The following is a 21741-nucleotide window of genomic DNA, read 5'->3' as shown; positions in this document are numbered from 1 at the left end:
TAGCATTTTTTGAACTCTATTAGTAGGGACTATTTACCTCTACTCTACTCTTGCACATCTTTTTGCTCATCGCCCTTTTGCTCCTCACTTTCGACCTGAAAAGGAACATACGAGTCAGCTTCAAGCATCGTGATAAGTCCAGGCTCCTTTGTCTCAATTACCTGATTCAAGTATGACACTTTGCTCTTCAATAAAGAGATGGAAGTGATCACCTCGAAACGGGATCTAGTATAGAGCTTGATACGATCCGGAAATGATAAGGTTGGCGAGGGAACAATCTCAGAGATATCACTTGTCAATTCATTAGAAATGCTTCCAAGCGTTTGGCATAGGATAGCCTTATTAGGATCAGCTGGATCCCAGTTGGTTAATATAGGTTTCTCTACAGCAATACCAGTCTCATTAACAGTCACCGCTGCTCCACTCGACAGAATCGCCTTCAAGATGCCGCCCTGTTCCAGTTCATAGGCCACCGCAGGGAATTCTTCAATCTTCACTGTGATTACCCCGGGGAAATCCTTCTTTACGGCCACAGCCTTAACCGTCTTAAGCTCCAGCAAAGATTGTTCCACAGACTTCGTAGAAACGGCAAAGAATTGTCCACCTATATGAATTCCACTTTGCGAGAGTAATTCCTCACTAGTAGAATACTTGCTTCCCTGAAAATCTATCACTGTAATGTGACTAATAGACGATCTGAAAAAAATCACAGCAAGAAGCGCAGTGAACAGTAGCAGCAGGATCGCCGTAATCTTACGGCTCATTTTTTTCTTAGGCTTGTCCTCTTTAAGAAGAGGTAATCGGGTTGTTGTCATTCTCATATCTCCGTAATAAGGCCCTGTCTCCTTCCTTGGTAGAACTGAAGGAGACAGGGAGCTTTAATTGGCCAAATCAAGTGGATCCGGTACGGGTACCTTGCGGCTTATACGCGCGCCAAGCTTCTGAAACAGCTTCTCTATTCCATCATACCCGCGGTCAATATGGTGTGCTTGTTCAACGACTGTAGTCCCTTGTGCAGCAAGCCCAGCAATGACCAGAGCCGCACCTGCACGCAAGTCAGTAGCTTCCACAGTAGCACCATACAATCTCTGAACGCCGCGAATAAACGCACGATTCAAATCAATAGAAATATCAGCGCCCATCCGCGCCATTTCTTCAACATGCTTGAATCGTCCCTCAAACACCGTCTCCTTGATTACACTGAAGCCATCAGCGAGAGACAACAGCACCATGACCTGAGATTGCAGATCGGTTGGGAAAGAAGGATAAGGAGAAGTCACAATTCTCTCAACAGCACGTGGACGCCCCATACAACTGATATTAATTATATCATTGCACACTGTGATTTGAACACCAGCCCGCTTGAGCACATGAATAAGCGAAGTCAGATGCCCCGCATTGGCATGTGTCAAAGTCACATTTCCTCGTGTAGCTGCCGCAGCAATCATTACGGTTCCAGCCACAATCCGATCAGGTATCACCTCGTACGTACAGGGATATAGGTTTTTCACCCCTTGAATTGTGATGGTGTCCGTACCTGCACCGATAATCTGAGCACCCATGCTATTTAGAAACTGCTGTAGGTCCTGTATCTCCGGCTCTCTCGCTGCCCCCGATATTGTTGTTGTTCCCTCTGCCTTTGCGGCAGCCATCATAATATTCTCCGTTGCTCCTACACTTGGATAGTCGAGATGAATATCACTCCCTATAAGCTTAGAACCCCGACAGAATATTCTTCCGTTGCTCTCTTCGATCTCCGCCCCTAACGCCTTAAGTCCCTGTAGATGAAGATCGATTTTACGCTCTCCGATCGCACAGCCCCCAGGCTGATAGATCGTTACCTCTCCAAATCTGGATAACAGCGGTCCCATTAGAAAAATGGAAGATCTCATCTGCCGCATTAAATCCTCAGGGATATGAGATGTCCCGACGGCAGACGTATCTATCGTCACCGTATCCTCTTGATGCACGCACCTGCAGCCCAGCCGATCTAGGATGTCTAGCATAGTCTCGATGTCCAGCAGCTTCGGCACATTATGCAGTGAGTGAACTCCTTCGGCCAGCAGGCTTGCCGCTAGAATCGGCAGCGCCGCATTTTTTGCTCCATGGATACGAATGGTGCCTGACAGGGGACTTCCACCCTCAATCACCAATTTGTCCAATGTATCACCTCCGAGATTACCGCTCACCCACCACAAACACTTCCGTTACAAGCTCATATGAAATGTACAAGTATAAACGTCTTCGGCGTCCTTTATAAGGACGATAGGCGTTTAAGCGAGAAATATAAGGATAATGTATAACGTGAAACTTATACTTTCTTATATTTCAAGAATATCCTGCACTACATCTCAGGTTTGGAAGTGTCCTGGGTGATTGTCACGATTATAGGATTATCCTATGTTCGTTCCTCCAAGTGTGTGACAGAGAGCTGCCAATAAGGAAAACCCGCATGGAAAACGATGATATCTTAAGACTTCTTACCCGCAAGTCTTCGGAGCTCGCTTGTGATTACTGCCGCAGAATCTCTTTTGCCGAGTCGTTTGGAGGCCACGGACATCTGCTCACGCACGGCTTCAGTTCCGATGATTTTTTGAACCGCCTCATATAGTGCCGTGCCGTTTAAATCTTTCTCAAGCAGCACCACAGCAGCACCTTCACGTTCCAACTGTCTTGCATTCGCCTCCTGATGGTTATTCGTCACATTAGGAGATGGAATGAGTACAGAGGGAATACCCAGCGCTGTAATCTCAGCGAGAAAAGAGGCTCCCGCCCGATTAACGATCAAGGAGGTACAAGCCAACACCTCTGGCATATTATGAACGTAAGGAAGGACATGCAACCAGTTTGGTATGCTACCCAGCTTTTGACGCAATTCCGCCCGAGTCTCTTCGAAATAAGGTTCACCTGTAACATACACATAATGAACACCATTACCCTTACCCACTTTAGGGGCCATTTCAATCATGGCTCTATTAATAGCCTTAGCTCCCTGACTGCCACCAACCACCAAAACAACAGTACTGCCATCCGAAATCCCCAGCGATGCGAATCCACGTTGCGGACTTGCTGTAGTAACTGTTGTGGCACGTGGATTGCCAGTATAGATCACATTTTTGCTGCCCGGAAAAGAGGACTCTGTTCCTTCAAAGCTTACGGCAACTGTACTCGCATACCGACTCAGAAAGCGATTGGTTAGACCTGGTATGGCATTTTGTTCATGGATCAATGTAGGGATGCCCAACCGGGATGCAGCATAAACGACTGGACCACACACATAACCGCCTGTTCCAATCACAACATCTGGTTTAAATTCTCTTAACATCTCTTTGGAAGCCTTGACACCCTTCAAGAAACGCATCACGGTCTTGACATTGTCTATGGATAGCTTGCGCCGAAAACCAGTGATGTCAATAGATTTGAAAGGGATATTCTCTTGAGGGACAAGCTTGCTCTCTAAGCCACGCGTTCCACCAATATACAGGAAGGTAGATTTGCTATCTTCCAACTCCATTTGCCTAGCAACAGCGACCGCAGGATAGATATGTCCACCCGTGCCTCCGCCGCTTAATACGATACGCATCTCTTTCACCTCGCAAAACGGGATAAGTTCAATAGAATGCCAAGGGATGTTAGCATCAGTGTAAGTGAAGATCCGCCATAGCTAATCAGAGGAAGCGTGATGCCCGTTACAGGCATTAGACCAATAACAACACCAATATTAATAATGACTTGCACAGCCACCATACAGACGATGCCAACGGCCAGATAGCTTCCAAAACGGTCAGGCAGACTCATCGCCACCTTCATCCCGCGCCAGATTAGAATAAGAAATAGGATCAACACAGCCAAACCACCGATAAACCCCAGCTCCTCGGCCAATATAGAAAAAATAAAATCTGTTTGTGGCTCAGGTACATAGCTGTACTTCTGCCGACTCATTCCTAATCCAAGGCCACCGAGCCCACCAGGACCAATCGCATATAACGACTGAATGATCTGGTAGCCTGCACCAAGGGGGTCGGACCAAGGATCAAGAAAAGCGGTAATCCGCTGCAACCGGTAAGGCGCTGCTGCAATCAAAGCAACAAACCCTGCCGCACCAGCTACTCCAAGTGAAAGTAAATGCTTCATTCTAGCCCCTGCTGTGAAGACCATCATCAAGGCTGCACCAAACATGACGGTACCTGTACCCAAATCCGGCTGGAGCATGATCAGCGCGAAGGCTGACCCAATGAGCGCAAGTGGTGGGAGCAAGCCGCGTGTGAAGGAAGTGATGTCGTATTCCTCTTTTCCTAGCCAATTGGCTAAGAATAGAATCATCCCCATCTTCATGAATTCGGAAGGCTGGATCCCGAAGGAGCTAATTCCTAGCCAGCTGCGCGCTCCCCCGCGTACTACACCAATACCAGGGATAAGCACAATAACAAGTAAGAAAAAGCAGATCAGAAGTGCCGGCTTAGCCAGCTTTTTCAGCACCCTGTAATCGGTATTCGCCGTAACGAACATTGCGACTAATCCTAGTCCTGCAAACAAAAGCTGTCTTTTTACAAAGTAAAACGAATCTCCATAATTGCGGAAGCCCAGAACGGACCCGGCGCTGTATACCATCACCATGCCGATCACCAGCAAAGATAGAATAGGAATCAGCAACCAAATATCGGGAGCATGACGAGTTTTGTTCATCAGAAGCACACCTCTTGCATCCGTAGTAGGGATGGGGCTTATCCACCCCCCTACTTAAAGGTTATGCACCGCCTCTTTAAAAATACGCCCGCGCTCTTCATAGGATGTAAACATATCCCAACTCGCACAGGCAGGAGACAAAAGAACGATATCTCCTTCTTCCGCCAGAGCGGAAGCTTCCTGCACAGCTTGCTCAAGCACGGCAGCGGCACTCTCCCCATTATCGACGGAGATAATCTGCTTTAATCCTGCCAGCTGCGCTACATTCGTTAGCTTGTCCTTAGTTTCTCCTAACGCCACTAGCGCTTTAACACGACCGCTCAGGACAGGCAGCAGCTCCAAATAATCGGAACCACGGTCTAATCCACCAGCGATCAGCACTACAGGGCGCTCAAAGGACGTTAATGCCATAATCGTCGCTTTGGAGTTTGTTGCTTTGGAGTTATTATAATAAGTGGCTCCAGCCTTATCAGCCACATACTCCAGCCGGTGCTCCACACCGCGAAATGAAGCAAGCACTTCACCCAATAAAGAGGGGTCAGCTCCAGCAGCAATGGCAATTCCACATGCAGCCAGTGCATTTCCCACGTTGAAACGTCCCGGAATACTAATGGAATCTACATCAGCAATGATTGTTTCTTGGTCTGCAGATTCGCGATAGATGATGCGGCGCTTCAGATCGTCATCTTGACCCGTAATATAGGATGGGCTAACAAACACACCATGAGTGAGCTCCTCGGACATAGAGAACGGAAGAATAGTAGCTTTCATATACGGCACAAGTTCCCGGCAAAAAGGATCGTCCCAGTTCAGCACAGCCGTATCCGTATCTACTTGATTGGCGAACAGCTTTGCTTTGGAATCGACATAATCCTTCATGCTCCCATGATAATCCAGGTGGGTCTCCGCAATATTCAACAAACAACCTATTTTGGGGCGGAAAGTCTCCGTACCTTTGAGCTGGAAGCTGCTGAGTTCGACCACCATCCAGTTATCCTCTGTAGCTTCTTGCGCAGCCTCACAGAGAGGCGTGCCAATGTTACCTGCAACAATCGGATTCATACCTGCAGCGTCCAGCATTTGACCTACCCAGGTCGTCGTTGTCGTCTTGCCATTGGATCCCGTGATGCCAATCATCGGCGCTGCACAAAGACGGTAAGCAACCTCTACCTCTGTAACTACTTCAATGCCAAGCTCAAGAGCCTTTTGCACAGGAGGCGCAGAATAAGGAATGCCTGGATTCTTAATGACCAGACTTACACCTTCATGAATCAGTCCATCCGGATGCCCACCGCTTATAACACAAATTCCCAAAGATTCCAATTCGGAAGCTTCGGGACTTTGATCTCTTTCCTTTTTATCGTTCACCGTAACTACAGCGCCTCGATCATGCAGCACTTTAGCAACCTGGACACCGCTTTTTGCGAGCCCAAGAACCACAACTTCTTCACCACGATACATATCTGGATGTTTCATTCGCTACAACCCCTTGCTAATAAATAGTCCAACAGCGGCTAATATCAAGCTTACCGCCCAGAACGAAATTACCACACGCCATTCCGACCAGCCACCAAGTTCAAAATGATGGTGAATCGGGCTCATTCTGAATACACGTTTGCCACGGGTTTTAAAAGAAACCACCTGTATCACGACAGATAACATTTCCACCACAAACACACCGCCAATAATTAAAAACAGCAGTTCGCTCTTTGTGACAATCGCAATCGCACCTATCGCGCCGCCAATACCAAATGAACCGGTATCTCCCATGAACACCTTAGCTGGATGGGCATTAAAGACCAGAAATCCAAGAACGGCCCCGATCATTGCCGCTGCACACACGCCAGCTGCAATTGACGTAGCCTGCATCGCTACAACAGCATAAGCTGCCAAAGCAATAGCACTTACACCAGACAGCAAACCATCTACTCCATCGGTAAAGTTAACAGCATTCGTTACTGCCATCATCATAATAATAATGAATGGATAGTAGAAAAAGCCGCCCCAGTCAAAGCTGAAATCAGTACCTGGAACGCTGATACTTGTGCTATGTCCTGCAGAAATCAGCAGACCGCACATCACAGCACCTACCAACAGCTGCCCGAACAATTTTTGACGCGCCGTAAGGCCCAAAGAACGCTTGAATACGATTTTGATATAATCATCCAAAAATCCGATCAGTCCAAAACCAAGCGTAGCCACTAGTAGTACGTAGAAATCGTTATTCACCACGGAAAATTTCAGATAAGCCAATGTAAAAGCCACGATGATTACGATACCGCCCATCGTCGGCGTTCCCGCTTTCTTTAAATGGGATTGCGGTCCGTCATCTCGCACCTGCTGTCCGAATTTCATCCTGCGCAGTAGCGGAATGAAGAGCGGAGCGGCAATGACCGCAAGGATAAAGGAAACAGCAATAGTCAATAACAATAGTTGATAATCCATGGGTGCACCCCCTCCATTTTTTTAGGTCTCTTTAATCTCTTTATTAAGGCTCTGAAGCACTTCCTCAAGCCTCATCCCTCTAGATCCTTTGAATAGTACAATATCCTTGGAGCTGCTTTTCTCGATAAGGACGGCTGTTAATTCTGACTTATCCGTAAAAGCCAGCACACGCTCGTTTCCGAATCTTTCCTTTGCAGCTTCTGCAATATGAACTGACAATGGACCATAGGTATATACAAAATCAGTCACTGCGGGGTCTAGGTAGTAGCCAATTTCTTTATGAAACTGTATTTCATCCGGCCCAAGTTCCAGCATGTCCCCCAGTACTGCGATTTTTTTGCCACTGCATTTCATAGTTTGAAGCACATCAATGGCCGCCTTCATAGAAGTCGGACTGGCATTATAAGCATCATTCAAAAGTGTAAGCCCGGAAGAAGTCCGAATCACTTCAATCCGCATGCCCGTCAACTTAAGATTACTTAACCCATTCTCAACATTTTGTTCTGTAATTCCAAAATGGCGAGCAACCGCTAGTGCAGCCAACGCGTTAACAACGTTATGCTGGCCTGGCAGCGGTAATGTAAAAGCATGTTCCTTATGAAGGCTTGACGTAAACGTCATACCACCACTATGGGACATCATCCCAGTCGGATAATCATCATTATCTCCGTTCAGGCCGAAACGGAAGGACACCATCCCCTCCGGAGCCTCAAAAGTGGACTCTTGCATTACCTCAGTCAGCAGCGGTTCATCACCGTTATAAATTAGCAGTCCACCTGGCTTTAGCCCTTCGACTATTTCCAGCTTGGCACGGGCGATTTCTTTGCGGGATCCCAGTTGCAGCAGATGTGACTCACCTATATTAGTAATGACTGCAACATCTGGTGCAGCCAAAGAAGCCAGCAGAGCAATTTCTCCCCGCGAGCTCATACCCATTTCAAGCACTGCAATCTCTGTATCCTCAGCCATGGATAGAATCGTGAGCGGAAGACCAATATGATTATTGAAGTTCCCCTCTGTCTTGTGCACCTTGTACTGCATTTCGAGCAAGGCCATAATGATATCTTTTGTCGTTGTTTTGCCATTACTGCCCGTAACTGCGACAACCTTCGGAGCGACCTCATTTAAATACGCAGCGGACAGCTTCTGAAGCGCCTCTAGCGTATCTTCAACAACAATGACTCCGCCACCCTCAGGTGCTGGACCTTTATCACGCTGCCACAAGGTCCCAGCAGCACCAGCAGCAAGAGCTGTAGCTGCATAATGATGACCGTCGAATTTGTCTCCCGTTAAAGGGACAAACAGGCAGCCTGTAGTAATCTTACGGGAGTCAGTAACGACGCCCGTAAGAGGTATATTCATAGCTTCGGCAGCAGGAAGTTCCCCTGCGCACATCACAGCAATTTGTCCCAAGTTTCTTGTAATCAATAGCTTCGACCCCTTATAACTTCTTTCGCGACGATGCGGTCATCGAAATCGTGAACCACTCCGCCAATCAGTTGATAGGTCTCATGACCTTTCCCCGCAATCAATACTACATCGCCAGAGCTTGCCATTTCAATAGCCTTCCCAATTGCTTCTCGGCGATCAACAATCATATGATACCGGTCAGAGGTGACTCCATCCTCTACTAGTCCTGCTTCTATATCCTTCAGAATTAGCTCAGGGTCCTCCGTCCGAGGGTTGTCAGAGGTTACGAATATCATGTCGCTATATTTTGCAGCTATCTTACCCATTAAAGGACGTTTCGTGCGGTCTCTGTCTCCTCCGCAGCCAAACACAGTAAGCACTTTACCTGTAGCAAATTCGCAGACCGTTCTTAATACATTTTCCAGCCCGTCTGGTGTATGTGCATAGTCAACGATAACGGCATATTCTTGCCCCTCATCTACTGACTCCACCCGTCCAGCTACCCCATCAATCGCCTCAAGACTAGTCTTGATATCTGACAGTGACACATCTTCCAACAACGCTGCCGTAATCGCCGCAAGTGCATTATAGACATTGAACTTACCAACCATACGAAGCGAAATGTCCGTCTCACCCTTAAACGTATCTACATGGAAAAAAGTTCCTTTTGCAGTGATCGAGATTTGCGAAGCTCGGACATTAGCGTTGTTATCAATGCCATATGTAATCACTTCCGCTGCAGTTTGGGTTGCAAAATAGTGGCTCGCCTCATCATCAGCATTAAGCACCGCATATTTGCGTTCTTCTTTCCAAGGAGAGATCACATTTCCTAGTCTAGAGAAGAATAGACCTTTAACCGCCCGATACTCCTCCATTGTATGATGATAATCCAGATGATCCTGGGTTAAGTTCGTAAATATTGCTGTACGGAAGTCCGCACCCTTCACACGTCCTTGCTGAAGCGCATGGGAGGAGACTTCCATTACGCAACATTCCACACCTTTGGAGGCCATATCATGAAGCGAGCGCTGCAGATCTAGCGATTCTGGAGTGGTCCCTGACATAGGGTAGCTTTTGCCGTCATAGCGCATTTGAATGGTCCCAATCAGACCCGTCTTCATATTCTGGTCTTGCATAATCCGCTCAATAAGATAAGTCGTAGTTGTCTTCCCATTTGTACCCGTAACCCCGATCATTCTCATTCGGCTGCTAGGTGAGCCAAAGAATGCATTCGACATGACAGACATCGCAAAACGGCAGTCATCCACAACGATCTGTGGGATATCAAGCTCTAGCTTATGCTCACATACGATAGCAGATGCTCCAGAGGCTACGGCTTGCGGCGCAAATTTATGTCCGTCTACGGTGTGACCCGGTAAACAGATAAACAGATCACCCGGACTTACACGGCGGGAATCCGTCTGAAGATCAGTAATCTCCACCTCCCCGTCCCCATATAGACGCGAAGTAGCAAGACAAGCAGATAATTCATTAACTTTCATAGTAATCCCTCACTCTACATTTTCGGATACAAACTGAACCCTTATACCTTTATCATTATTCACTAGAAGCTCCCATATAAATCCGGATGGTTGAGCCCTGTTCTACTCTTGCCCCAGCTTTCGGAGCCTGATTGATGACCGTATTGCCAGAGCCTGAACGCGCCAGATTAAAATTCATATTTAAATCCTCATAGATATCTTGTACGGTTGCACCTGTAAGGTCAGGCACGGTCACAATCGGAGTTTCACCATACTTATAAGTTTTTGGAAGCTGATCACTGCGCTCAGGAACCTTCATATAGTGCAGCGAGTCTTCCAAAATATTTTGCACGATTGGAGCTGCAACTACACCCCCAAATTGAATCCCTTTCGGATTATCCACTGCAGTGTAGACAACGATCTGTGGATCATCCGCCGGCGCAAAGCCAATAAAAGAAACAATGTGCTCTGTCGGAGAATAACGTCCATTTACAACCTTCTGTGCAGTACCCGTCTTGCCACCTACACGATAGCCGTCGATAAAAGCCGGCCGTCCCGTGCCTTTGGCAACCACGCTCTCAAGTGCTGCCCGCACCTTCTTGGATGTCTCCTCCGAAATGACCTGCCGCACAAGCTCAGGCTTCACCTCTGATACAGTCTCTCCCGTTTCCGGATTAACCCATGATTTTGTTACATGTGGTTTATAGAGATTGCCACCATTGATAGCCGCGGATACCGCAGCAATCTGCTGAATAGGTGTAACCGAGACCCCTTGGCCGAAGGCCGTAGTCGAAAGCTCCACCGGACCTACTTGACTAAGCTTGAACAGAATCCCATTAGATTCTCCGTTTAGATCAATTCCTGTTTTGCTGCCGAAACCAAAATCACGAATATATTTGAAGAGGGTTTCTTTGCCCAGCCGTTGCCCAAGAGCAACAAAACCAGGGTTACAGGAGTTCTCAACCACCTGAAGGAAGGTTTGGCTGCCATGGCCGCCTTTTTTCCAACAGCGTAGCTTCGCACCCGCCACTTCGATAAACCCAGGATCATAGAAATGATCATTTTGCAGGTCTACCTTACCTTCTTGCAGTGCTGCAGCAAGTGTGATGATTTTGAACGTCGAACCAGGCTCGTAAGTCATCCAAATGGGCAAATTCCGATTATAGATCTGCGGATCATATTCCTTATATAAACCCGGTTCATAACCCGGTCTACTAGCCATGGCCAGAATTTCACCATTCTTCGGATTCATCGCTATAGCCCAAGCACCCTGCGCCTGATATTTTACCATAGCTTGATCCAGCTCACGTTCCATAATGGATTGAATCTGTTTATCAATCGTCAATTGCAGATTAAGTCCATCCTGAGGGGCAGAATACTTCTCCGATGATCCAGGCATGAGTCTTCCACCTGCGTCAGACAAATACGAAATATTACCTGCTATTCCTTTAAGTAAATTATCGTATATGTTCTCGACCCCGGTAATCCCTTGGTTATCAATACCTGTAAAGCCTAGTATATGCGCGGCAAGATCGCCGTACGGATAATATCTTTTGCTATCCTCAGCGACAACGATGCCCGGCAACTGCAAATCACGGATGCTCGCGGCAAGTTCCATCGTAATTTTGCGGCCGCCGGGCTGTAGTTTCACCGACATTGATTTTTTAGTCAGCAAGCTCATCAGCTTCTCCTCGGTCATCCCAAGCAGAGGCGCCAATTGCTGCGCTGTCTTTTGCTTCTCCTTCACCTGCACAGGCACCGCATAAACCGTAGGCGTACTGATATTATAGGCCAGTGGAATACCTTCACGATCCAAAATTTCACCACGCTTGGCTGTAAAAGGAATATTGCGGCGCAAGGAATCTTCTACCTTGTCACTTAATTTCTCGCCTTGGGATAATTGCACATAAGCAAGACGCACGACCAGCGAACCGAATAACACTGCCAGTCCCAGCAGCGTCCACAACATTCTCCGCCGTGTTACGACCTTCGAAACCTTCATTCCGTTCTCCCCCGCTTTCACCTATAGACATGAGCTCTTATCTTCATGACTATTCGGGACAAACAGGGGTTAGAACAAGCCTATGGCCCACTCTCCGATTCCGTACCCTCATCAGCAGTCGAAGTTGTAGGATCCTCTTCACTCTTATCATTTAATGGTTTCAGCTTCAAAGTAACCAATGTTTTGCCGTTCTTTGTTCCTTCAATCTGTTCCGAGACATATCCTTCGCCTTCTACCGCAATCTCCACTTTTAGAAGTGTTAGAATCTCAAGCGCATCACGCAGCGACTCTCCTTGTAATTTTGGAATGGTAGGCTTGTCCCCTTGCTTGCTTAATAGGTATATACGCTGTCCTTGAGTAAGCTTCGTTCCAGCCTCTGGATATTGGGTTTCCACAGATGCTTCTGCACCGACCACTTCAAAATCGAATCCTTGATCCAGAAGCGTCTCTCTTGCTTCCTTCATCGTTTTGCCCATCAGATCAGGTGTGGTCCGGAGCACAGGCGCTTCAGATTCAACTGTTTTTTTACTATCCTTATCGCTAGTTTCAGTCGCTAACTTTGGAACTCCCATGTATTGCAGAGACTGAGATACGATTTCTTTAAATACAGGAGCTGCAGCTTTACCGCCACCAACCTCAACGTTCGGTTCATCAATAATAACAATAACAGCGATCTTTGGATCATTCACAGGCGCATAACCAATAAAGGAGACCAGTACTTTGGACTTCACGTAGTCCTTACCTTCAACCTTGATAGCCGTTCCTGTCTTACCTGCGACACGGTAACCTTCTATGTGAGCGTTGCGTCCTGTACCTTTGACTTGGTCGGCAACTACCTGCTCCAAGTATTCACCGGTTTTCTTGGCGCTTGCCTCATCAATCACCTGACGCACTACACTAGGCTGAGTAACCTTAGTGTCACCGGTGTTTGGGTCCGTAACCTCTTTTACCACATATGGAGTCATCAGTTTCCCACCATTGGCGATAGCAGATACAGCAACCAATTGTTGAAGCGGGGTAACTAGCACTTTACCATGCCCATATGCAAGTGTAGCAATTTCGATAGGACGTCCAAGGTTAGGGTTAACGACCCCACTGGCTTCCCCTGGCAAATCGATTCCTGTCTTCCCATTAAAGCCAAAATCATCAATATATTGTAAAAGTCTATCTTGTCCGAGCATTTCATAAAGTTTTACAAAAAGAACGTTACTAGACCGCTTCACACCTTCCAGGAAACTGATTTGCCCCCAGCCGGAACGATTAATATCATGTAATGCCTTACTGTATCCCTTAATTCTGATAGATCCTGACAGAAATGTAGCTACGGGATCAAAAAGCTTCTCTTCTACAGCTGCAGCAAGTGTTACAATTTTAAAGGTCGAACCAGGCTCATAAGTTGATTTGATAGCATGATTGTAGAAACCCGCTGCATCAGCACCCGTATCCATATATTTATTAGGATCAAAGGTAGGCATATTCGCCATCCCCAAAATCTCCATCGTATTCGGATCAGCAGCAATGACACTCATACTTTTCGGCTTATATTGCGCATATGCCTTTTCCATGGCCGCTTGTATATATTGCTGGATTGTACTGTCGATTGTAAGTTTGAAATTACTTCCATTTACTACAGGTTTATAGGTATCTTTTGAATCCGGCAGCTTAACCCCTTGACCGTCACTTTGATAAAGCAGCTTGCCATCGGCACCCTTAAGCTGTTCATCCAGGGATTTTTCCAGACCCATAATCGCCTTGCCATCTCGATCTGTATAGCCTAATATATGCGCAGCAAGCGAACCTTTAGGGTAATATCGTTTCTGCTCTCTAACAAGACCAATCCCAGTCTCTTGAATTTTATGCTCTTTACCTAGGGCTACATAAAATTCTTTCACCTTATCAGCAAGTTCCTGATCGATCTTCCAGCCTTCGTTACGAACCTCACGATTCTTGAGGTATTTACCGTTCTCGTCTTTCGCTTCAACCAGCTTCCGCAGCTCATCTTCTGGCTTGCCGAGTAGCTCATGCAATCCCTTGACGACCTCATCACCAATTCCCTTTTCAGCAATGACTGCCGGGTTTACAACCACAGTATAAGCAGGAACATCACTTGCGAGCACACTCCCATTACGGTCAGAAATCGTTCCTCGCTCTGCTTTGATAGTCGAAGTGTGCGCCCAAAGTGTAGCAGCCTTTTCTTGCCATTCTGAACCCTCCATAACTTGAATCCAGAACACTCTAGCTATCAAAACAAGAAAAAAGAGGGTAATACACCCTCCTATAAACAGCGTGCGAAGTTTTATTCTCTTTACCATAAGCGAACCTCACAATTTTTTTATTGCGATCTTGCCAATCGCTCACTAATTATCGCCTTCTGTCGATATCGGATTCGCCGGAATAAAGATTGTATCATTTTCATCCGGTGCTACGTATCCAAGATCCTTTGCCTTTTGGGCAACCTTCTGCTCCAAGTTCTGCTTCTCCATCTCAAACGTGGAAATTTGCTTCTTAGCAGTCGCTATATCCTTATCTAATTTCTGGGCCTGCAAGTTCAAATCATAAATATGAACGTAACGTGAAATCAGGGTGATAGCCACCAAAACGCATACTCCTAGCGTCAGCATATACAAAAGTTTCTCTTGCAGCGGAAGTACTCTTCGTTTGGTAACTACTTTTGTCTTCTCGCGGTAAAGGGGGTTTACCTCTTCTTTTCTTTTGGGCTGAACTGCTAAATTGCCGCGGGTATAGGCCATCTCTGACTCTCCTTTATCGTCAATTACAATTTTTCTGCAATGCGCAGCTTAGCTGAACGGGCTCGAGTATTAAGCTCAAGCTCTTCTTCAGAAGGCACAAGCGGTTTGCGGTTGATTAACTTAAGCGTGCCTTTCGCGCCACATACACAAAACGGAAAGTCAGGCGGGCATGTACATCTGCTTAAATAGCTGCTTAGTATTTGCTTGCAAATTCGGTCCTCGAGTGAATGAAAAGTGATAACGGATACTCTACCTTCTGGTGCAAGGCAACGTACTGCGCTATGTAATCCTTCTTCAAAAGCACCCAACTCGTCGTTTACAGCAATCCGTAAACCTTGAAAGCTACGTTTAGCGGGGTGTCCTCCCGTTCTTCGTGCAGCCGCCGGAATACCTTCCTTGATAAGCTCAGCTAATTCTCCTGTGGTCTCCACAGGACTTTCTTCTCTTCTGTCTACAATTTTCTTAGCAATTCTCCGCGAGAACTTCTCTTCTCCATATTGGAAAAGCACACGGGCAATCTCCTGCTCAGACCACGTATTCACAATATCAGCAGCCGTTAATAGCGCCGTCTGATCCATTCGCATGTCCAGCGGAGCATCATGATTGTAACTAAATCCGCGTTCTCCCTCATCAAACTGGGGAGAGGATACGCCAAGATCAAAGAGGACCCCATCCACTTGGGGAATGCCATCTTTTTGTGGTACAAAGGGCACATCCTTAAGTACACTCTCCAGATCACGGAAATTGGTCTTAATGAGTACAACCTTGTCTCCGTATTCAGCAAGTCTTTCTTTTGCGTTCTCCAGAGCCCAATCATCTTGATCCAAACAGATTAATCGGCCTTCGCCGCTAAGTTTGGAAGCAATTAGTGCGCTGTGGCCTGCTCCACCGAGAGTGCAATCTACATAGATTCCGTCTTTTTTGATGTGCAGCCCTTCTGTCGCTTCTTCTTTAAGCACCGTGATGTGGTGAAACAAGCTGCATCCCTCCAGGACAGTATTCGATATTGTGTTTTATAGATCAAAATTGAAATCCACCAATTTTTCGGCAATTTCGTTGAACGATTCCTCGGACTGTTCGAAGTACTGCTCCCATAGCTCTTTGTTCCAGATTTCCACCCGGTTCGAAACGCCCAGAATAACACAGTCTTTGTCCAGTTTGGCATACTGCCTTAAATTGGCCGGCAGATTTACCCTTCCCTGTTTATCCCATACACATTCTGTTGCGCCTGAGAAAAAAAAGCGACTGAATGCACGGGCATCTGATTTCATCAGTGAAAGGCTTTTTAGCTTTTGTTCCATGATTGCCCATTCTTCCATGGGATAAACAAATAAACAGGAGTCTAGACCACGGGTCGTCACAAAGGAGGTTCCAAGCAATTCACGGAGTTTAGCCGGAATAATAATTCGGCCTTTGTCGTCAATGCTGTGTTGATACTCTCCCATGAACATCCTTTTTCCCACCCCTAATCCCCGAATCCCCACTTTACCCCACTTTTCACCACTTAAGCATAATAGATTCGCCATTAAAAATCAAAAACCTTTTTCTGGTGAAAGGAATTTTTTGCTAAATCAGACGGATCGTTACCCAAAAAACATTTCGCCACAGAAAAAAGCCATACAATCGGAATCTTGTCCGCTGCATGGCTTTTCAAGCATAAACGTCTTCGGTGTCCTTATAAGGACGCCGAAGCGTTTAAGCGAGAAATATAAGGATAATGTATAGCGTAAAACTTATACTCTCTTATATTTTACAAAAGTTGCTTCAGTTCAAGGTACACTTGGTTAATATACTTTATTGTTGTGCGTTCCGTAATTAATCGTTCAGATTCCAGCTGTCCAAATAATCCACTTGTGCAGAAGTCAGACTATCAATGTTAATGCCCAGACTTTGCAGCTTGTAGCGTGCTACCTGCTCATCCAGCTCGTAAGGAACATTCTCAACTTTTACGCCGATGCTCTTATAATTATCATTTACATATTTCAACGACAGCGCTTGTAGCGCAAAGGTCGTATCCATAATTTCGGCAGGGTGTCCATCCGCAGCACCCAGATTTACAAGTCTGCCTTCTGCAAGCAGATATAGTTTACGTCCGTCGTGAAGCTGGTACTCTTCGATATTTTTGCGAACCGTACGCTGAGATACGGATCTTTCAGACAATTCAGGCTTATTCACTTCAACGTCGAAATGACCTGCATTGCACATAATTGCGCCATCCTTCATCACATCATAATGTTCACCGCGAATGACATAACGATTACCAGTTACTGTAACGAAGAAATCACCAACCTTAGCAGCTTCCAGCATAGGCATAACTTCGAAACCGTCCATATGTGCTTCAACGGCTTTAATAGCATCCACTTCTGTGACAACCACTTTTGCGCCCAAACCTTTGGCACGCATAGCAACACCTTTACCGCACCAGCCGTATCCGACAACAACTACGGTTTTGCCCGCAACGATCAGGTTGGTTGTTCGAATAATTCCATCCCATGCGGATTGGCCTGTGCCATAGCGGTTATCAAACAAATATTTGCAATAAGCATCATTTACTGCGACCATTGGGAACTTCAACACACCTTGCTTTTGAAGAGCTTTTAGACGAATGATGCCGGTTGTTGTTTCTTCAGCACCCCCACGAATATTCTCCATTAGATCAGGACGCTCCGAATGCAGCAATGTAGCAAAATCCCCACCATCATCAATAATCAAATCCGGTTTGCTTTCCAGCGCCTTGATATTAAGGGCTTTGAACTCTTCAGGTGACGGGTTGTATTTAGCAAATACGGTAATTCCGTCCTCTACAAGCGCCGCACATACATCATCCTGTGTAGACAGTGGATTCGATCCAGTAATGGTTACTTCTGCACCGCCTGCTTTGACTACCTTCGCCAGATAAGCGGTTTTAGCTTCCAAATGAAGCGTAATAGATACTTTTAGTCCTTTGAATGGCTGCTCAGCTTCGAACTGCTCACGGATACGGTTCAATACCGGCATATGTTGACGAACCCAGTCGATTTTCAAATGACCTTCGGGTGCGAGTGACATATCAGCCACGATACTATTTTGTTTTGATGAACTCATAATGAAACCTCCTAAAAGTTTTGTGAGCGTTACTACATTGAATCTACTTCGTACAAAACTTGCATCGTAAGCATACGCTTTGTTTTATGGAGCAATACTTCTCTACATATAAATGATACGATGCGTCCCACTATAATCCGGTTCAATAGCCATCAGCTCATCTAACCATGGAAGTCCGTAGCGGTTCAAGTAATACATGATATTGTACACTCTTTCTTGCAGTTTACCCAGTGGCATTAACGACAGCTCGATTCGCTCCCATTGACGGATTGCAGCTTCATTCTGTTTTGCCATTGCATCTTGGGCTTTCGCTTGTAAAAAAGTGATCTGATCTAAAATCTTATCTTTATTGTTATTCCCTAGTTTTAGCAGACCTGCCTGAATGGTTCCAAGCTGCTCAATCAGTGGTTCGTACATGGCGGAGAAAGTAGCTTTGGTTTCTTCGAAACGTTGTTCAATCCCCAGCTCATCCTGTGCAGCCAACCACTCATGTCTTTTACGATCTAGTCCCTGTCTTACGTCCTCAAAGCTTAGTTGATATTTATCCATATGCTTATGAAGCGTACCTTCCACCACTGTGAAAGACATTCGCGGGATGATCAGGGGCATTTGTCCCCCAATGATCTCAAACGCACGATGCGGAATGGCCCAATAAGCAATCTCACCTTGACCTAGCACCGTTGCTAGAACCGGCAACACATAATCCTGCATAAGCGGACGTGTCAGCACGTTGTTACTGAATAGTTCCGGATGTACCTTCACTTCCTCCAGTAGTTCATCCCGGGTGAACGATACCTGGCCCTTGCGATCGGCAAAAATGCCATCTTTCTTATGAAGCAATAATCGTACACCTTCATGTATATAAAAGAGGTTGGCATTGCCTGCCGTAACGTCAGCTTGAAGCTCATACCCAGCGTTCACGATATCAGAAGCAGAATTCATATACGCTGTTTCCAGTGCATCATTCTGCATAATTAGCGAAGTAAAGAAAGGCTCTTCTAACTTACGAAGGTTAGGATCAGCAGAATCAAGCAGGATCAGACCAAATTTACCAAATAAAGAACCCATCAGTTTGGCAAAAGCATCCGTCATACTATCTGCTCTAAACGAAGAAGATCGAATAAATTCCATAATTTGCGGTTTAAAGTCACTGTCTTGAAGTAGCGCATCCAGCTGTTCCACTACTTGCTGCCAGCTTTCATCTTCTACACGAATATTACTCACCGAGGAGCGTTTCTCCTCTGATTTCTCTATCTTAATCTTTGTAATCTCGTGCGTACGATTCAATACATACGTATGATTCACTTCATCCCAGTCATGATCCTCTCCTGCAATCCAGAATAATGGGACTACAGGTCGACCGAGCTGTTCTGCTGCTTCTTTTGCCGCCATAATGGTTGTCATTGCTTTATATACTACAAGTAGTGGTCCTGTAAATAATCCGCTTTGCTGTCCGCCAGTAACCACTAACGTTCCTGGCTGTTCTAAAAGTGCCAGGGAAGACATCACCGCATCATGTGAATTATGCTTTTCATTATATTGCCGTAGACATGCAGCAACTTGTGTCCGGTCTGCACGGAGACCCTCACTACGATCCAGCCATTCTGCCCGAATGCTTCTACTCTCTTTGCTTCGGAAATCCCCACCATACAAATGACTAACTTTTTCAAAATTTTCTATATAGTCGCGCGCGAGTGCAGATCCACCCGGGAGCGGTTCCTTAACAATATTCATTTGCTAGTGCCTCCAGTTCTACTGAGCAGTTATATGTAAATCCAAGTTCGTAAACTCTATATGATTGTATCCAAAGTCAGGGGCCGCGTCAAAAGAATTACATACCTGCAAAAAAGCAATGCAAGAGCAGCCGTTTTATTTTCTTATCCATTAAAATGATTATTAAATATCCCCACTACATACAAGAGGCGAGAGCATAACGCTCCCGCCTGTCTAATACTCGCTATAGATTTAAGCAAATTTTTTGCTTACCCAGTGTCCTTTGGATACTTCTACTAATTCAAAGTCACTATCATTGCTCTTTTCGTTAGCAGAATAAATAGGACTACCAAGCTCATCATGCAAGTGAATACGTTTCTTGTTCACTTCAATTTCCGGATCCGGAATTGGAATAGCTGACAAGAGAGATTTGGTATAAGGGTGGATAGGATTTGCATAAAGCTCTTCACTTTCCGCCAATTCTACCATTTTACCCAAATACATAACTGCTACGCGATCACTGATATGTTTAACCATGGACAGATCATGCGCGATGAAAAGATAAGTCAATCCCAGACGATCTTGCAATTCTTTAAGCAAGTTTACGACCTGAGCCTGAATGGATACGTCAAGCGCGGAAATCGGCTCATCACAAACGATGAACTTAGGATTTACCGCTAACGAACGGGCAATCCCAATACGTTGGCGTTGTCCACCAGAGAATTCATGCGGATAACGAGTAGCGTGATCATGGTTAAGACCAACCATATCGAGCAGCTCTTCGATCCGTTTTTTACGTTCTGCACGACTGCCAGCCATTCCGTGAATGTCCAGTGCCTCGCCGATGATATCAGAAACCGTAAAGCGCGGGTTAAGTGATGCGTACGGATCTTGGAAAATCATCTGCATGTCACGGCGCATTGCTTTCATTTTGTTAGAAGGCAATTTATAAATGTCTGTACCATTATATTTCACACTTCCGGCAGTTGGCTCATACAAGCGAAGAATTGTACGTCCAGCAGTAGTCTTACCACAACCGGATTCTCCTACCATTCCAAGCGTCTCGCCCTCACGGATGGAGAAGTTAATATTATCAACAGCCTTAAGAACCTTGCCTTGACCTACATTAAAATATTTCTTAAGACCTTCTACCTCTATTAGGTTCTTACTCAAGAGTACTGCACCTCCTTGGCCATCGAATGCAGATTCCAGCAACGCGCCATATGCGTTTCGCTGAATTCTGTGGCGCCGGGATCGATTTGTTCGCAAACATGCATTGCTTCATTGCAACGCGCGGTGAACGGACAGCCGATCGGCGGCTTGATCAGATCTGGCGGTGTGCCGATGATCGGAATGAGCGGCTCGCCCTTCTTTTGGTCCAGACGCGGCATCGAGCGCAGCAGACCTTTGGTATATGGATGCTGTGGATTCTTAAAGATTTCCCATCTTGTTCCGGTCTCCACAACTTCACCTGCATACATTACAATAACCCGATCACACATACCGGCAACGACGCCAAGATCATGGGTAATCAAAATGATGGAGGTACCTAGTTTTTGCTGCATCTCTCTCATAACTTCCATGATCTGCGCCTGAATGGTTACGTCAAGAGCCGTTGTAGGCTCGTCCGCTATGAGTAAAGCCGGACGGCAGGCTAGCGCGATTGCAATCATTACACGCTGGCGCATACCGCCTGAAAACTCGTGGGGATATTGGTTAAAGCGAGCCTCAGCATTTGTGATGCCAACTAATTTGAGCATCTCAATACCTTGCTTTTTCGCTTCGGCCGCTGACATTTTCTGATGTTTAATCAAAACTTCAGTGATCTGTTTGCCCACTTTGATGGTTGGGTTCAAAGAAGTCATCGGGTCTTGAAAAATCATGCCAATATCTTTACCGCGAATGGATTCCATTTCTTTCATGCTTTTGTCTAGCAGATTTTGTCCTTGGAAAATAATTTCTCCCTTTTTCACTTTAGAGGGTGGGGAAGGGATCAACCGCATAATCGATTGTGCAGTTACACTCTTACCGCTGCCGGACTCGCCGACGATGGCAACCGTTTCACCTTTGCCAATTTCAAAATTCATACCACGGACAGCTTGCACTTCTCCGCCTTTAACAAAAAACGAAACATGCAAATCTTTGACTTGTAAAATAGGTTCCATCCATA

At 46.0% G+C, this 21741-nt stretch carries 17 protein-coding genes; all 17 read right to left on the bottom strand.

Going from position 1 to position 21741, the window contains the following annotated elements; genetic code table 11:
- Nucleotides 1–44 precede the first annotated feature (44 nt).
- Nucleotides 45–815 carry a cell division protein FtsQ/DivIB gene (locus NSQ29_RS03545; RefSeq protein WP_042190846.1) on the bottom strand — a complete coding sequence of 257 codons (771 nt, stop codon included), beginning with the start codon at nt 813–815 and terminating at the stop codon, nt 45–47.
- Between the two features lie 63 nt (nt 816–878).
- Nucleotides 879–2162, bottom strand: a complete 1284-nt coding sequence (gene murA / locus NSQ29_RS03540) for a UDP-N-acetylglucosamine 1-carboxyvinyltransferase (protein WP_042190848.1) — start codon at nt 2160–2162, stop codon at nt 879–881.
- 308 nt (nt 2163–2470) lie between these two features.
- The gene (murG, locus tag NSQ29_RS03535) at nt 2471–3583 is read right to left on the bottom strand and encodes an undecaprenyldiphospho-muramoylpentapeptide beta-N-acetylglucosaminyltransferase (protein ID WP_042190850.1); all 1113 of its coding nucleotides are present in this window, start codon (nt 3581–3583) and stop codon (nt 2471–2473) included.
- Between the two features lie 5 nt (nt 3584–3588).
- Nucleotides 3589–4686, bottom strand: a complete 1098-nt coding sequence (spoVE, locus tag NSQ29_RS03530) for a stage V sporulation protein E (protein WP_042130238.1) — start codon at nt 4684–4686, stop codon at nt 3589–3591.
- Nucleotides 4687–4740: 54 nt separating this feature from the next.
- Nucleotides 4741–6162, bottom strand: a complete 1422-nt coding sequence (gene murD, locus NSQ29_RS03525) for a UDP-N-acetylmuramoyl-L-alanine--D-glutamate ligase (protein ID WP_149647593.1) — start codon at nt 6160–6162, stop codon at nt 4741–4743.
- A 3-nt stretch (nt 6163–6165) separates the two neighbouring features.
- Nucleotides 6166–7131: a phospho-N-acetylmuramoyl-pentapeptide-transferase gene (gene mraY, locus NSQ29_RS03520; protein WP_042190854.1), complete on the bottom strand. Its 966-nt coding sequence runs from the start codon at nt 7129–7131 to the stop codon at nt 6166–6168.
- Between the two features lie 21 nt (nt 7132–7152).
- Complete coding sequence (locus NSQ29_RS03515) at nt 7153–8559, bottom strand: UDP-N-acetylmuramoyl-tripeptide--D-alanyl-D-alanine ligase (RefSeq protein WP_341124374.1); 1407 nt, start codon at nt 8557–8559, stop codon at nt 7153–7155.
- Complete coding sequence (locus NSQ29_RS03510) at nt 8556–10043, bottom strand: UDP-N-acetylmuramoyl-L-alanyl-D-glutamate--2,6-diaminopimelate ligase (protein WP_042190858.1); 1488 nt, start codon at nt 10041–10043, stop codon at nt 8556–8558. The genes NSQ29_RS03515 and NSQ29_RS03510 overlap by 4 nt, the downstream gene beginning before the upstream one ends.
- A 55-nt stretch (nt 10044–10098) precedes the next feature.
- Nucleotides 10099–12024, bottom strand: coding sequence for a stage V sporulation protein D (locus NSQ29_RS03505; RefSeq protein WP_076284763.1), 1926 nt, complete (start codon nt 12022–12024; stop codon nt 10099–10101).
- Nucleotides 12025–12104: 80 nt separating this feature from the next.
- On the bottom strand, nt 12105–14336 hold the full coding sequence (locus tag NSQ29_RS03500) for a penicillin-binding transpeptidase domain-containing protein (RefSeq protein ID WP_341124373.1): 2232 nt from the start codon (nt 14334–14336) through the stop codon (nt 12105–12107).
- 45 nt (nt 14337–14381) lie between these two features.
- Nucleotides 14382–14774, bottom strand: a complete 393-nt coding sequence (locus NSQ29_RS03495; protein WP_340972183.1) for a septum formation initiator family protein — start codon at nt 14772–14774, stop codon at nt 14382–14384.
- Between the two features lie 23 nt (nt 14775–14797).
- The gene (rsmH, locus tag NSQ29_RS03490; RefSeq protein ID WP_042190866.1) at nt 14798–15751 is read right to left on the bottom strand and encodes a 16S rRNA (cytosine(1402)-N(4))-methyltransferase RsmH; all 954 of its coding nucleotides are present in this window, start codon (nt 15749–15751) and stop codon (nt 14798–14800) included.
- 36 nt (nt 15752–15787) lie between these two features.
- Nucleotides 15788–16225: a division/cell wall cluster transcriptional repressor MraZ gene (mraZ, locus tag NSQ29_RS03485; RefSeq protein ID WP_036683674.1), complete on the bottom strand. Its 438-nt coding sequence runs from the start codon at nt 16223–16225 to the stop codon at nt 15788–15790.
- 364 nt (nt 16226–16589) lie between these two features.
- A complete protein-coding gene (locus tag NSQ29_RS03480) occupies nt 16590–17861 on the bottom strand; it encodes an adenosylhomocysteinase (RefSeq protein WP_341126725.1) in 1272 nt (423 codons plus the stop codon).
- Nucleotides 17862–17960: 99 nt separating this feature from the next.
- Nucleotides 17961–19592, bottom strand: a complete 1632-nt coding sequence (gene bshC / locus NSQ29_RS03475) for a bacillithiol biosynthesis cysteine-adding enzyme BshC (RefSeq protein ID WP_341124372.1) — start codon at nt 19590–19592, stop codon at nt 17961–17963.
- A 231-nt stretch (nt 19593–19823) separates the two neighbouring features.
- Complete coding sequence (locus NSQ29_RS03470) at nt 19824–20744, bottom strand: ABC transporter ATP-binding protein (RefSeq protein WP_042190873.1); 921 nt, start codon at nt 20742–20744, stop codon at nt 19824–19826.
- Nucleotides 20741–21736, bottom strand: coding sequence for an ABC transporter ATP-binding protein (locus tag NSQ29_RS03465; RefSeq protein WP_042190876.1), 996 nt, complete (start codon nt 21734–21736; stop codon nt 20741–20743). Before NSQ29_RS03465 ends, NSQ29_RS03470 begins: the two co-directional genes overlap by 4 nt.
- Nucleotides 21737–21741: the final 5 nt, after the last annotated feature.

The sequence above is a fragment of the Paenibacillus sp. FSL F4-0236 genome, assembly GCF_038000135.1.
Classification (GTDB): Bacteria; Bacillota; Bacilli; order Paenibacillales; family Paenibacillaceae; genus Paenibacillus_AQ.
The sequence above is the reverse complement of the archived record's forward strand: the minus strand, read 5'-3'. Positions and strand labels throughout refer to the sequence as shown.

Excerpts from the sequence above, each read along its gene's own strand:
- NSQ29_RS03545 (WP_042190846.1), bottom strand. The coding sequence starts at position 815 with ATGACAACAACCCGATTACCTCTTCTTAAAGAGGACAAGCCTAAGAAA.
- murG (WP_042190850.1), bottom strand. The coding sequence starts at position 3,583 with ATGCGTATCGTATTAAGCGGCGGAGGCACGGGTGGACATATCTATCCT.
- spoVE (WP_042130238.1), bottom strand. The coding sequence starts at position 4,686 with ATGAACAAAACTCGTCATGCTCCCGATATTTGGTTGCTGATTCCTATT.
- murD (WP_149647593.1), bottom strand. The coding sequence starts at position 6,162 with ATGAAACATCCAGATATGTATCGTGGTGAAGAAGTTGTGGTTCTTGGG.
- mraY (WP_042190854.1), bottom strand. The coding sequence starts at position 7,131 with ATGGATTATCAACTATTGTTATTGACTATTGCTGTTTCCTTTATCCTT.
- NSQ29_RS03510 (WP_042190858.1), bottom strand. The coding sequence starts at position 10,043 with ATGAAAGTTAATGAATTATCTGCTTGTCTTGCTACTTCGCGTCTATAT.
- NSQ29_RS03505 (WP_076284763.1), bottom strand. The coding sequence starts at position 12,024 with ATGAAGGTTTCGAAGGTCGTAACACGGCGGAGAATGTTGTGGACGCTG.
- NSQ29_RS03500 (WP_341124373.1), bottom strand. The coding sequence starts at position 14,336 with ATGGTAAAGAGAATAAAACTTCGCACGCTGTTTATAGGAGGGTGTATT.
- NSQ29_RS03495 (WP_340972183.1), bottom strand. The coding sequence starts at position 14,774 with ATGGCCTATACCCGCGGCAATTTAGCAGTTCAGCCCAAAAGAAAAGAA.
- mraZ (WP_036683674.1), bottom strand. The coding sequence starts at position 16,225 with ATGTTCATGGGAGAGTATCAACACAGCATTGACGACAAAGGCCGAATT.
- bshC (WP_341124372.1), bottom strand. The coding sequence starts at position 19,592 with ATGAATATTGTTAAGGAACCGCTCCCGGGTGGATCTGCACTCGCGCGC.
- NSQ29_RS03465 (WP_042190876.1), bottom strand. The coding sequence starts at position 21,736 with ATGGAACCTATTTTACAAGTCAAAGATTTGCATGTTTCGTTTTTTGTT.